At 65.7% G+C, this 12,090-nt stretch carries 16 protein-coding genes; 7 read left to right on the top strand and 9 right to left on the bottom strand.

Going from position 1 to position 12,090, the window contains the following annotated elements; translation table 11 throughout:
• Positions 1-52: 52 nt before the first annotated feature.
• Genes ruvX through AC3WJI_RS20520 form a run of 3 tightly spaced genes read right to left on the bottom strand, consistent with a single transcriptional unit; the run spans position 53 to position 2,243 of the window.
• Entirely contained in the window at positions 53-514 is a 462-nt protein-coding gene (gene ruvX / locus AC3WJI_RS20510) for a Holliday junction resolvase RuvX (RefSeq protein ID WP_492759156.1), read from the bottom strand.
• A gap of 42 nt (positions 515-556) precedes the next feature.
• On the bottom strand, positions 557-1,108 hold the full coding sequence (locus tag AC3WJI_RS20515; RefSeq protein WP_492759157.1) for a hypothetical protein: 552 nt from the start codon (positions 1,106-1,108) through the stop codon (positions 557-559).
• A 34-nt stretch (positions 1,109-1,142) separates the two neighbouring features.
• Positions 1,143-2,243 (bottom strand): DUF3089 domain-containing protein, encoded by a 1,101-nt coding sequence (locus AC3WJI_RS20520; RefSeq protein ID WP_492759158.1) that lies wholly within the window; start codon positions 2,241-2,243, stop codon positions 1,143-1,145.
• Between the two features lie 131 nt (positions 2,244-2,374).
• Here AC3WJI_RS20520 and gatC point away from each other — a divergent pair, with 131 nt between their 5' ends.
• The 3 genes from gatC (at position 2,375) to gatB (ending at position 5,823) form a co-directional block, all read left to right on the top strand.
• Complete coding sequence (gene gatC / locus AC3WJI_RS20525) at positions 2,375-2,662, top strand: Asp-tRNA(Asn)/Glu-tRNA(Gln) amidotransferase subunit GatC (protein WP_492759159.1); 288 nt, start codon at positions 2,375-2,377, stop codon at positions 2,660-2,662.
• Positions 2,659-4,140, top strand: a complete 1,482-nt coding sequence (gene gatA, locus AC3WJI_RS20530) for an Asp-tRNA(Asn)/Glu-tRNA(Gln) amidotransferase subunit GatA (RefSeq protein ID WP_492759160.1) — start codon at positions 2,659-2,661, stop codon at positions 4,138-4,140. The genes gatC and gatA overlap by 4 nt, the downstream gene beginning before the upstream one ends.
• A gap of 177 nt (positions 4,141-4,317) precedes the next feature.
• Positions 4,318-5,823 (top strand): Asp-tRNA(Asn)/Glu-tRNA(Gln) amidotransferase subunit GatB, encoded by a 1,506-nt coding sequence (gatB, locus tag AC3WJI_RS20535; protein WP_492759161.1) that lies wholly within the window; start codon positions 4,318-4,320, stop codon positions 5,821-5,823.
• Here the strand turns inward: gatB and AC3WJI_RS20540 are convergent.
• Together AC3WJI_RS20540 and AC3WJI_RS20545 are read right to left on the bottom strand one after the other, a co-directional pair.
• Positions 5,820-6,284 (bottom strand): hypothetical protein, encoded by a 465-nt coding sequence (locus AC3WJI_RS20540; protein WP_492759162.1) that lies wholly within the window; start codon positions 6,282-6,284, stop codon positions 5,820-5,822. The two genes, gatB and AC3WJI_RS20540, sit on opposite strands and share 4 nt — an antisense overlap.
• Entirely contained in the window at positions 6,281-7,189 is a 909-nt protein-coding gene (locus AC3WJI_RS20545; RefSeq protein ID WP_492759163.1) for an acyl-CoA desaturase, read from the bottom strand. The genes AC3WJI_RS20540 and AC3WJI_RS20545 overlap by 4 nt, the downstream gene beginning before the upstream one ends.
• An 85-nt stretch (positions 7,190-7,274) precedes the next feature.
• Here AC3WJI_RS20545 and AC3WJI_RS20550 point away from each other — a divergent pair, with 85 nt between their 5' ends.
• The 3 genes from AC3WJI_RS20550 (at position 7,275) to AC3WJI_RS20560 (ending at position 9,083) form a co-directional block, all read left to right on the top strand.
• The gene (locus AC3WJI_RS20550; protein WP_492759164.1) at positions 7,275-7,607 is read left to right on the top strand and encodes a metalloregulator ArsR/SmtB family transcription factor; all 333 of its coding nucleotides are present in this window, start codon (positions 7,275-7,277) and stop codon (positions 7,605-7,607) included.
• Positions 7,608-8,219, top strand: a complete 612-nt coding sequence (locus AC3WJI_RS20555; RefSeq protein WP_492759165.1) for a peptidylprolyl isomerase — start codon at positions 7,608-7,610, stop codon at positions 8,217-8,219.
• A gap of 429 nt (positions 8,220-8,648) precedes the next feature.
• Positions 8,649-9,083, top strand: a complete 435-nt coding sequence (locus tag AC3WJI_RS20560) for a hypothetical protein (protein WP_492759166.1) — start codon at positions 8,649-8,651, stop codon at positions 9,081-9,083.
• Between the two features lie 57 nt (positions 9,084-9,140).
• On the opposite strand, the gene AC3WJI_RS20565 is transcribed toward AC3WJI_RS20560, so the two are convergent.
• Positions 9,141-9,977 carry a 23S rRNA (adenine(2030)-N(6))-methyltransferase RlmJ gene (locus tag AC3WJI_RS20565; protein ID WP_492759167.1) on the bottom strand — a complete coding sequence of 279 codons (837 nt, stop codon included), beginning with the start codon at positions 9,975-9,977 and terminating at the stop codon, positions 9,141-9,143.
• 298 nt (positions 9,978-10,275) lie between these two features.
• Between AC3WJI_RS20565 and AC3WJI_RS20570 the strand changes: the two genes are divergently transcribed.
• Positions 10,276-10,596 carry a hypothetical protein gene (locus tag AC3WJI_RS20570; RefSeq protein ID WP_492759171.1) on the top strand — a complete coding sequence of 107 codons (321 nt, stop codon included), beginning with the start codon at positions 10,276-10,278 and terminating at the stop codon, positions 10,594-10,596.
• Positions 10,597-10,691: 95 nt separating this feature from the next.
• Here the strand turns inward: AC3WJI_RS20570 and AC3WJI_RS20575 are convergent, their stop codons facing one another.
• The 3 genes from AC3WJI_RS20575 to AC3WJI_RS20585 are packed head-to-tail and all read right to left on the bottom strand — an operon-like array spanning position 10,692 to position 11,908.
• Positions 10,692-11,411, bottom strand: a complete 720-nt coding sequence (locus tag AC3WJI_RS20575) for a Crp/Fnr family transcriptional regulator (protein ID WP_492759168.1) — start codon at positions 11,409-11,411, stop codon at positions 10,692-10,694.
• Positions 11,408-11,677 carry a DUF6894 family protein gene (locus AC3WJI_RS20580; protein WP_492759169.1) on the bottom strand — a complete coding sequence of 90 codons (270 nt, stop codon included), beginning with the start codon at positions 11,675-11,677 and terminating at the stop codon, positions 11,408-11,410. The genes AC3WJI_RS20575 and AC3WJI_RS20580 overlap by 4 nt, the downstream gene beginning before the upstream one ends.
• Positions 11,678-11,689: 12 nt before the next feature.
• Complete coding sequence (locus tag AC3WJI_RS20585; RefSeq protein WP_492759170.1) at positions 11,690-11,908, bottom strand: hypothetical protein; 219 nt, start codon at positions 11,906-11,908, stop codon at positions 11,690-11,692.
• Positions 11,909-12,090: the final 182 nt, after the last annotated feature.

Below are 12,090 nucleotides of genomic sequence, written 5' to 3' on the forward strand. Positions count from 1 at the left end.
CCCAACCCCTCCCCTGAAGGGGAGGGGCTAAGGCGGCAGTCGTCTATCGTCCTCACACATTAACCAGCCCGTCGATCGCGCCCTGCAGGATGTGTGCGGCGGCCATGTTGTCGATCATCTCGGCGCGGCGGGCGCGGCTGAAATCCTGTTCGATCAAGGTGCGCTCGACCGCGACGGTCGACCAGCGCTCGTCCGAGAGGAGGATCGGGAAACCCATATCGTCCATGTTGCGCGCGAAGGCGCGGGTCGATTGGGTGCGGGGGCTGTCGGTGCCGTCGAGATTGAGCGGCAGCCCGATGACGAGGCCTTTGACCTGCTGCTTCGCGATCAGCTCGGCGAGCGCCGCCTTGTCCTTGGTGAACTTGGTGCGGCGAATGAGCAGGGCCGGGCTGGCGAAGCTCCACCCGGCGTCGCAGAGCGCGGTGCCGATCGTCTTAGTGCCGACGTCGAGCCCGAGCAAGCGTCCGCCCGATGGCAGCGCGGCGCGGAAATCGGCGGGAGCGGTGGTGATCACCTTTCCGCACCTAGCCGCTTCGTCATCCCGGCGGAAGCACGCTCAGTGCCAGATCGCGGTCAGCGGATAGAGCAGGATCAGATAGGTCAGACAGGCAATGACGAAGCGCCGGTCGCGAAAGGCGATTGCCAGCAGGGCGACCGGGAAGAACGACCAGGCGAGCACGATCACCCGAAGGCTGCCCGCTCCGGGAAGGCCGATAAGCGCGCCGGTCGTCGCCAGCAGTACGGCATTGCAGATCAGCACGGCTCCGAGCACCGTGCGGCGGTGCTTGTCGAAATGCGCGTTCAGGTCGTCCCATTCCTCGGGGGATTCGGGGAAGACCAGAGAGGCGGCAACGTAATAGATCGCGGTGACGACGAATCCGCCGAACAGCACCGGCCAGGTGAGCGGGAGTTTCTCGCGCAGGAACCAGCCATACATCCAGAAGGTCACGACATCGCAGGATACGAAGATGCCGAGCAGCGCGGTGGGCCAGCCGATACGGACGCGGTGGCGCGCCTTCAACGCCCGCGAAAGCCCCCCGAGCCCCTCAGCCAGCGCCAACCCGAGCAGCAGCCCGAATAACGAAAAGATGAACTCGAACTCGCTCATGCCCGGCTTTTTCCCCCGTCGATCGTACTTCGCCTCAGCGATATGCCGCCAGCCGCCGCTCGGCGTCCTTGCGGACATTTGCCCAGAACAGGCTGTAGTCGAACACGTGGTAGTTGTTGCCGGGCAGGACGTACTGGCCGAAATCGGGCGGGCTGTCGCCGATGGTCAGGATGCCGCGGCCTTCGCAGCGCGCCGGCACGCGCGCAGTCACGAGCTGCGCCGACTGGAAGTTAGCCTCGGGGATCAGCGTGCCAAGATTGGCCTCGGCGGGCGCCGAATCGCCGGGCTTGCCGGTGAGCGGGTTGGTGCAGACCATCGGCGTGCCCGCCCGCGGCTGGCCGGTGAAGCCGGTGGTGCCGTCGAACGTGTCGACGATCAGCGACGGGTCGGCGGGTTCGGAGAAGCTCTGCCAAGACAGGATGCAGCCGGCCTGGTCGGGTCCTGCGCAGGCGGGGAGCCCCATCTTGGGCAGATCGGCGGTGACCGAGACCGGCCAGCCGACGACATAGGCCGCGACGATGCGCTTCGCGATCGGCTTGCCGGCCACGCGGTCGACCAGCAGGCGGGAGAGATGCAACGCGCCCTGACTGTGCCCGGCGAGGACGATCGGCCGGTCGCCCGCCTCCGCGACGAACTGGTCGAACGCGGCGAGCACGTCGCGATAGGCGAAGTCGAGCGCCTTCTGCGCCTCGGCCTTGCTGGTCAGGAACGCGCCGAAAGTCGCCTGGCGATAGCGCGGCGCCCAGATCAGCCCGACCGAATTGAACGCACTCGCCTGGCCGCGCAGGAACAAGGACGCGCGGCTGTTGGCGTCGGCATTGTCGAGCGGGGCGTTCCAGGTCTTGGTGTCGAGGAACGAGGTCGGGTGGATGAAGAAGACCGCCGCGGCGGGCTTGACCGCGGGTGCGAAGCCGGGCGGGGTCCACAAGGCCGGGTTGCCGGGCTTGTCGGGCCGCGCGATCCACATGTCGGGACGGGCATAGAGGCCGCGCTCGGGCGGCGCGAGCGCGGCCACGTCGCCCATCGGCACCATCGTCCGGCGCATGATCTCGACGCCGTAGAAGCGAAAGGCAAGGAGCGCGGCAAACGCCAGGACGATCAATATGACGATGCCGTAGAGGAACTTCCGGGCCAAGCGCGCTCTCCGTTTCGCTCGCAGCGGTGATCGGCATCGCTGCACGTGCGCTGCCGTGGCGCCTGCCTGTCGCGGTTCCCGGCGAATAGCAATGCTTGAAGGGCGGGGGCTCGGCTGATAGTCGCGCCTGCATGTCCGTAGACACAGCAACCGTGAAGAAGGTGGCCAGCCTCGCCCGGATCGCGATCAGCGATTCGGATGCCGAGCGCCTTGTGCCAGAGCTCAACAACATCCTCGGCTGGATCGAGCAGCTCGGCGAGGTCGATACCTCGAACGTCGAGCCGACCACCGCCGTGATCCCCAACACCCTGCGCCTGCGCGAGGACGTGGTCACCGAGGGACAGCAGCGCGACGCTGTCCTCCAGAACGCGCCGCAGGGCGAGCATGGCTTCTTCACCGTGCCGAAGGTGGTCGAATGACCGACATCACCGATCTCGGCATCGCGCAGCTGCGGGACGGCATTCGCATGGGCACCTTCTCGGCGCGCGAAGTGGCGGACGCGTTCATCGTCAAGGTGAGCAAGGCGAAGGCGCTCAACGCGTTCATCGTCGAGACGCCCGACCACGCCATTGCCGCCGCCAAGGAAGCCGATGCCGCGCGCGCCGCGGGCGAGACGCTCAAGCCGCTGGCGGGCGTGCCGATCGGCATGAAGGACCTGTTCTGCACCAAAAGCGTGCAGACCACCGCCGCGAGCCACATGCTCGAAGGTTTCAAGCCGGTCTATGAATCGACCGTCTCGCAGCGGCTCTGGGACGCCGGCGCGGGGATGCTCGGCAAGCTCAACCTCGACCAGTTCGCGATGGGCTCGTCGAACGAGACGTCGTACTTCGGCAACGTGATCTCGCCGTGGCGGCGCGGCGGCGGCGACAATGCCCCGCTCGCACCCGGCGGCTCCTCGGGCGGCAGCAGCGCGGCGATCGCGGCGCGGATCGTCCCCGGCGCGACCGGCACCGATACCGGCGGCTCGATCCGCCAGCCCGCGGCGTTCACCGGCATCTCCGGCATCAAGCCGACCTATGGCCGCTGCTCGCGCTGGGGCGTGGTCGCCTTCGCCTCGAGCCTCGACCAGGCCGGGCCGATGGCGCGCGACGTCAAGGATTGCGCGATCCTGCTCGAGAACATGGCCGGCTTCGATCCCAAGGACTCGACCTCGCTCGATCTCGCGGTGCCCAAATGGGAGCACAATCTTTCCGCCGACCTGCGCGGCAAGAAGATCGGCATCCCCAAGGAATATCGCGTCGACGGCATGCCCGAGGAGATCGAGGCGCTGTGGCAGCGCGGGATCGACTGGGTGAAGGACGCCGGCGCCGAAGTGGTCGAGGTCTCACTCCCGCACACCAAATATGCGCTGCCGGCCTATTACATCATTGCCCCGGCCGAGGCCTCGTCCAACCTCGCCCGCTATGACGGCGTCCGCTACGGCCTGCGCGAGCTGGCCGAGGGGCAGAACCTACAGGAGATGTACGCCGCGACCCGCGCCGCCGGGTTCGGCGAAGAGGTCAAGCGCCGCATCCTGATCGGCACGTACGTGCTCTCGGCGGGCTTCTACGACGCTTATTATACCCAGGCGCAAAAGGTCCGCACCTTGATCGCGCGCGACTTCGAGAATGCCTGGATGGAGTGCGACCTGCTGCTCACCCCCACGGCGCCCTCCGCCGCATTCGCGCTGGGCGACAAGGGCGATCCGCTGGCGATGTACATGAACGACGTCTTCACCGTGCCGAGCTCGCTGGCCGGGCTGCCGGCGATGAGCGTGCCGGGCGGGCTCGACAAGGCTGGGCTGCCGCTCGGGCTCCAGATCATCGGCAAGCCGCTCGACGAGCAGGGCGTGCTGGGCGCGGGGCTGGCGATCGAGCAGCGCGCCGGCTTCACCGCGCGGCCGGAGAGCTGGTGGTAGGGTTATTCGACTGGATCAGCGCCCTCGGCGACGTCGCGGGACTTCTCCCCGAATGGCCGAGCAAGCGGTCTGACGATCTCCCGGCGCGGCGACGCGAGAAGCCTGTCGTAGCGTCGCAATTGGCCCCCCGCGCCAAGCATCGACTATTCAGACGTTCCGAGAGTGGACTGAAGCAAAATGACTGAAGCAGCATACCGCATCCACGGCGACACCGGCGAATGGGAGGTCGTGATCGGCCTCGAGGTCCACGCCCAGGTCACTTCGAACGCCAAGCTCTTCTCGGGGGCGGCGACCGAATTCGGCGCCGAGCCCAACAGCCAGGTGTCGCTGATCGACGCGGCGATGCCCGGCATGCTGCCCGTGCCCAACAAGGAGTGCATCCGCCAGGCGGTGCGCACCGGCATGGCGCTGGGCGCGGTGATCAACAAATATTCGCGGTTCGACCGGAAGAATTATTTCTACGCCGATCTGCCGCAGGGCTATCAGATCAGCCAGCTCTTCCATCCGATCGTCGGCGAAGGGCAGATCGAGATCAGCCTCGACGAGAAGGACCCCGAGGCGTTCACCAAGACGATCGGGATCGAGCGCATCCATGTCGAGCAGGACGCCGGCAAGCTGATGCACGACCAGCATCCGACGCGCTCCTATGTCGACCTCAACCGCGCCGGCGTGGCGCTGATGGAGATCGTGTCGAAGCCCGACATGCGCTCGCCGCAGGAAGCCGGCGCGTACCTCGCCAAGCTGCGCTCGATCCTGCGCTATGTCGGCAGCTGCGACGGCAACATGGACCAGGGCTCGATGCGCGCCGACGTCAACGTCTCGGTGCGCAAGCCCGGCGAGGCATTCGGCACGCGCACCGAGACCAAGAACGTCAATTCGGTCCGCTTCGTGATGCAGACCGTCGAGATCGAGGCGCGCCGCCAGGTCGAAGTGCTCGAAAGCGGCGGAACGATCGTCCAGGAAACCCGGCTGTTCGATCCCGATCGCGGCGAGACGCGCTCGATGCGCTCGAAGGAAGACGCGCACGACTATCGCTATTTCCCCGATCCCGACCTGCTGCCCTTGGTGCTCGACGACGCGTTCCTCGACGCCTGCGCGGCGAGCCTGCCCGAGCTGCCCGACGCCAAGCGCCGCCGCTACGAGCAGGCGCTGGGCCTGACCGCCTACAATGCCGCGGTGCTGACCGCCGACGCCGACACCGCGCGCTGGTTCGAGGCGTTGCTCGCCGAGAGTGCGCGGGTGCAGGCCAAGGGCGAGCAGGAAGTCGCGCGCGCCGCGGCCAACTGGCTGATCTCGGACCTGTACGGCGCGCTCAACCGGCTCGGCAAGGATCTGGCCGAGAGCCCGGTCAGCCCCGTCCAGGGCGCCGAACTGCTGGCACTGGTCGCCGACGGCACGATCTCGGGCAGCCTCGCCAAGCAGGTGTTCGAGATCATGCTCGAGACCGGCGACGGCGCGGCCAAGATCGTCGAGGACCGCGGGCTCAAGCAGACCAGCGACACCGGCGCGATCGAGGCGGTGATCGCCGAGATCCTGGTCAAGAACCCGAACCAGCTCGAACAATATCGCGGCGGCAAGGAAGCGTTGTTCGGCTTCTTCGTCGGCCAGACGATGAAGGCGATGCAGGGCAAGGCCAATCCGGCGGTGGTCAACGAGCTGCTGAAGAAGGCGCTGGCGGGCTAGGGTGCCGGCGCGCTGAGCGACGCCACGAAAATAGTGATGGCTGCGAGGGCAAGCAGCAGACTCACGTTGCGGCGTGGTGCCCGCCGTGCAGTCGCGGTCAGATAGAACGCTAGTCCGCCGATCGCACCGACCGTGGTGTATACCGCGACATAGCGCCACTGATACATTGAGCGGTCCGAAACCGCGATGATCAGGGGCAGCGCGGCTCCAGCGATCATACCCGCCGCTGGCGCCGTCCAGATATTTGCTCGGCGCATGCGCAATGCGAGTTGGTAGAGCGGCATCCCCAACGCGGCGACAACCAGCGCAGTAACCAGAAAGACCGCCGCGTAGAGTGCGAACGACCTCCCGACTGGGGTGAACAGGCTCAGCGTCAGCAATAGCGCTGCAAGCGCCGTGGCGATGAACAAGGCCAGACAACTCTGTTCGGCGGTGGGAAGTGCGGCTTCACTTTGCATCATCGTGCAGCTCTCAATTGCAAGTTGGCCATGCGCTCGGGAGTGGCCGGGGGCGTCCGGATGTTCCATGCCAGTCCCACGCGTTCGAGGATCCGGATGAACCCGAACCCCAGATCGCTCTGCCCCGGATACAGCCCGAGTTTCGCCGAGCCAGGGAAGGCGTGGTGGTTGTTGTGCCAGGCTTCCCCCATCGTGACGAAGCCGGCCCAGGGCACGTCGTGCGCCTGCACGCCGGCGCCCTCGACCAGCCAATGCTGCGGGCCGCGCGTGTGCGCGAGATGGCCGACGAACCAGTGGCCGTGGACCGAGATCGCGACGCGCGCGCAGATGCCCCAGATGACGAAGCCCCAGCCGCCGGCCCAGAACAGTAGCGCCGCGACCGGCACTTGCTGCGCCATCCACGTCGCTTCGAGGAAGCGGTAGAAGCGGTCGCGCCCAGCGCGACCGAGGTCGAAGCGCGGCGGATGCCCGAGTTCGAGACGGCAATGCATCTGCCACCAGGCATCCTTCAGCATCGGGCTGCGATGGCTGAGATAAGAGTGGCAGGCGTCCTGGCGCTGCGCCCAGTCGCGCAGGTCGTGGGTGCGGATGATGCCGTGCGGGCCGCTCATCCCGACGATCGTGCCGAACCAGACGAGGACGCGCTCCAGCCAGAGCGGGCATTCGAAGCTGCGGTGGATCAGGCGGCGGTGAAAGCCGACCGAATGGCCGAGCAGCAGCGTCGCGCCCGTGGTCAGCACGAACACCGCCAGCGCGCCGGGCGAGACGGTAAGGGGACCGAGTACGAGCGCGCTGCCCAGCATCCCCCCATTCCAGAGCGAAAGCGTCGGGCTCCACCGTACGCGTCCTTCCACCGGGTCGGCGCCCGGACAATCTATCAGGCTGTTCACTGCGTGAGGATCATGCATCGGACGACTCGCAGGTAATTAAGGAATTACCTAATTACTCTGTCTGGACTGGAAAGCAATGAAGCAATCGCTTAAATGCTGGGGTATGCAACGCGTGTTCGAAGCCCTGTCCTCCACCGTCCGCCGCAAGATCCTCGCTTATCTGAGCCATGCCGAACTCACCGCGGGCGAGATCGCGGCGCGCTTCGAGATCTCCAAACCCGCGGTGTCCCAGCATCTCTCGGTGCTCGAAAATGCCGGGCTGGTGACGAGCGAGAAGCGCGGGCAATATGTCCATTATCGGCTGGTCGAGGCGCATCTCGCCAATGCGCTGAACGGCTATCTGCAGGAGGTCTGCCCGGTGTCGAAGCCGCTCAAGGCCGAGAGCGCCAAACTGGCTAAGGCCAAGGACGCCGTGGAACAGGACGAGAGGAAATAGATGATCCGGACCGTGATTTTCGCGCTGCTGGCGACCCTGTTCGCGCTTCCTGCCGCCGCGCAGACGCCGGCGTCGGCCGCCAATCCCCGCGTCGCGTTCGAGACCAGCGCCGGGCGCTTCGTGGTCGAGGTCTTTCAGGACAAGGCGCCGATCAGCGCGAAGAATTTCCTGCGCTATGTCGACGCCAAGCGGCTCGACGGGATCCTTTTCTACCGCACCGTGAAGGTCGCCGACCATTTCGGCTTCGTCCAGCTCGGCGTGCAGAACGCGCCGGCCAAGATGTTCCCGCCGATCAAGCACGAGCCGACCAGCCAGACCGGCATCAAGCATCTCGACGGCACGCTTTCGCTGCCGCGACTCGCGCCCGGCTCGGCACGCGGCGAGTTCACGATCATGGTCGGCGACCAGCCGTCGTTCGACGCCGATCCGAGCAAACCCGGCGACAATGTCGGCTACGCGGCCTTCGCGCGCGTGGTCGAGGGCATGGACGTCGTCGTGAAGATCCTCGATGCGCCCACGTCGCCGACCAAGACGCTGCAGGGCAGCTTCAAGGGTGAAGTGCCGATGATCCCTGCCAAGGTGCTCAGCGTGCGGCGGGTGCCCACCGCTTAAGGCTGACCAAGGCGAACGGCAGCAAGCCTTGCCGTTGTGACCGGGAAGTACGCGAACGCTCCTGCCCAGACAGGCTCGTCATAAGAGCCTGATGCTGCGTACAGCGCCGCATCGTCCGGCACGGCGTTTCCCACATCGCCAAGTCGCTCGCATGCGCATGGATGCGGGCTGATCGAGAAATAGGGCCGCGTGTTGCGGTTCTTCACCGCTGCCTGTCCGGATTGTCGCGCCGGCCTCGTTTCTCCTGTTGAAAGCGTGTGAGGAAAGGGGAGCCGCAAGGTCACGGTCGGCGCGGGCTTGCGGGGTGCCACGATCGGCGGCCGGAAGCCTTCGTCACCAATCGCACGCACCATTTCGCGTCAGGCGCGAAACAAAAACAGAAATCGTGGTCGCATCACTGCCGCTTGCTTTGAGCATAGGAGGTCTGAAATGCCTAGAACCACGCTATACGCCACACTTTCCGCCGCAGAGACTCTGCATCAGATCATGAAGGGTTGGTACGTTGACGGGGGTCCCGGACAACCCGGACCCATTCTGTCGAAGGAATTCGGACAGATCATCGCCGCCGGTGTGATCCGAGAGCTCTCCACGCATGTCCAGGATGCGCGGCTGGCGGAGCGAACCAAGGCACTCGGCCATGATCTGCTCCAGCGAGGCGCGGGGGCGCTGACCAATGGCTATGACGGAGAAGGGCCGCCCTGGATCGATTATCCCTGGCCGCTTCCGTGGCCGCCGAAGAAATTCGATCCGAACCATAGCATTTTCGAGGGCCTGCGCGCAGGGGCGCTGGACGAGGTCATCGTTCACTTGGCCCAACAGCTGTCGACCGCGGCGACCGCCCAACTACGCCGCGCGGCGCTCTAAGTCGACACCGAGATGGGATGGCGCGCCAAGCGCCTCCCATCTCGGAAGCGTCCGGCCTTATCTTCCGTCGTCCAACCAATCCGCTGTGATCTCGCCCCGATGCCCTTCCGGCGCCAGCGCGGCGCGAAGGGCTTCCAGCAGAGGTGGAAGCGCCTGGATGAAGGCATAGGGCGGATTGATTATGAAAAGGCCGGCGCCGTTATAGATGCCGGGCTGATCGGCATCGTATAACCAATGCTCTACGACCAGGAATTTCGGGATGCCGAGCCTGCGCAGCGCGCCCTTCCACCGCTGATGCGTCGCGCGGTCTTTCAGCGGATACCAGATCACCGTCACGCCATGCGCCCATTTTCGCTGCGCCGCGGCGAGGGTGGCGATGATACGGTCGCGTTCGTCCGTCTGCTCGTACGGTGGATCGACCACCACCACGCCGCGTGCCGTGCGGGTCGGCAACATCGCCAGCCAAAGCTCATAGGCGTCGCGCTGGTGCACGGCGGCAGGCGTGCCGCGCATCGCACCGCGCAGGGCGTACGCGTCCTCGGGATGCTTTTCATTGAGAATCAGCAGGTCCTGTGGGCGCAGGAGCTGTGCCAGGAACTGCGGCGAGCCGGGATAGAGGCGGGGCTCTGCTCCGGCATTCACCGCCTGCACCGCGGCGCGATAGTCGTCCAGCAAGGGACTCGTGTCGGCAAAGGCCCGCAGCACCCCTTGCGCGGCTTCGCCGGTGCGCTGGGCCTGCTCGCCGCCAAGGTCGTAGAGCCCACAACCGGCGTGGGTGTCGATCAGGGTCAGCGCGCCCTGTTTTTGCTGCAAGGCCCGAACAAGGGCGATCAGCAAGCTGTGCTTGACGACATCGGCGCTGTTGCCGGCATGGAAGGAATGGCGATAATTCATTGAAAATCCAAAACCCTGCCGCGTTCCTCGATACGATCTACTGGGCGAAAATGCCGATCGCGAGACGATGGTGGCGACCCATCCGGGGCGCGCATGCGCCGTGCGTAAGGCGTCGAAGCCGTCCGAGCGCAGCCTCAAATCAGCTTTCGCGGTCGGCGGCAACCGGCAACACGTGCTCCTATGGTCGGCCATCCCGTCAACCGGCTCACCTTCGACCGCCCAACTGAGTCGTCGGCCCTACGTGCCGTCGGTACCCTCGTCTGTGCTTCGGCACGATTGGTATGATAGTGGCGGCTGTATGTCGAACTCCCGAGGCAATGCCGGCACCGTAAATGTCGATGGCGCATCCTATGATTGGTACCTTCAGCGCGAACCGCATTTGTCGGATGATGAAGGCTGGAAGGGGATGACGATTTCCCTCCTCCAGCAGGACGCCAAGCGCGAGGCATTGGTCGAATTTCCGGCGCCCAAGCGGCTGTTGAAGGGGTTGCCACGCGGTCGTCTTCAACTCGATGACGCAACGATTTCGCGGTGCGTGCGCGCCGCAATCTCGGCTGGTTGGGAGCCGATGTCGCGCGGTAGACCGATGGTGTTCATGGTCGATGCCGATGGCAACTGAGACGCGCGCCGCGAAAGCCGCCTGCATCCGATTTCAACGCGATTCCGCTGAAGCCGAAGGCTGAACGAACGACGGAAGTTGAGGTCTCTGGATTTCTAACGAGGCCGCTTGTCGAGATAGAGATAGGCGGGGTCGAACTCGGCCGCGCGCTGTAGTCCGGCGAGGTCGGTGATCGTCACGCGTCCGCTGCGGAATTCCACCAGCCCGCCTTCGCGCAGTTCCTTGAGTACGCGGTTGACGTGCACCGAAGTGAGGCCGAGGCATTCGGCGAGGACCAATTGGGTGATCGGCAGGCCGTACCTGTCCTTCTCGGTCATCCCGACGATGCCGAGCCGGGCGTGCAGCTCGCAGAAGAGGTGCGCGGTGCGCTGGAGCGCGCTGCGGCGGCCCAGCGAGACTTCCCATTCGCGGTGGATCGCGGCGTCGAGGTTGGTCGAGAACCACAACACCCGCATGAGGTGCGGATGCTGCTCGGTGAGCCGCTTCAGCTTCTCGTGCGGCACCTGGACGATCCGCGCGGGCGTCAGCGTCATGATACTATGGTCGAGATGCTTGAGCGTGAAGCTGTGCAGGTCGGCGAAATCGCCGGGAACGTGGAGCTCGGTGATCTGCCGCTGGCCGTCGCGCAGGTCCTTGTAGCGCGCGATCAGCCCGTCGAGCAGGAGAGTCGAGAAGCTCAATTCCTGGCCGGGAATGATGAACGTGTGGTCGGCCGGGTAACTGACGACCTCGCCCACCGCGTCGCGCAGCGCCTGTTCCTCGTCCGCGCTGATATCGTCGCGCGCCCGCAATTTCATGAGATGCTTGTCGATCATGCGATCTCCGGACTGCCAGTGTCGTCAAGCCTGAGCTCGACGGCTTCGCGAAACGGGAGCGTGAGTACGACCATTCCCGCGTGATCGGCAATCTCGATCCGGCCCTGCAGATCGATCCGTCCTTCCGTCTTGACCTCGTCGCTCAAGATGGATCGCACGCTTTCGGCCGCCTTCGCACGGGCTTCGTCGAGATCGCGGAAATCCTCGCCCTCCTGATCTCCGACAAAACCCGTGCCGTTGATGACGTTGAGATAATAATGCGTCATGCGGCAGCCGTCCTATTGCTGCGTCCGGTCCTGGTTCTTGACTTCGCCGGCAGTGCCGCTGACGCCGTCGGCCACGCCGGTCGGCTCCAGTGCCGAGCTGTTTGCGCCGCCGCCCGCGGCCTCTGCCTCGTCGGCGCGCGATTGCACCGCTTGCTCGATGTCCGAGCGGGTGTCGTCTTCGCCGCCCGTGATCGGGCCGCGCAGTTCGGCGTCGCTCTTGGTGTCGGTCATTTCTCTCTCCTTTGAAGCGTCGGGCTCAGGCGATCGGTTGCCCGGGGGCGATCGCGGGATCGCTGTTCGGCTGCGGCGCGGGGACGTCCACATCGGGCGCCGGCGGATGATATTCCGGGGGCGGGGTGGTCGGCTGGCTCGGCTGCGGCTCGCCGGGGCTTTCCGACGGTGCGGGTTCGGGG

This window comes from Sphingomonas sp. FW306-1B-B10E (genome assembly GCF_058782005.1).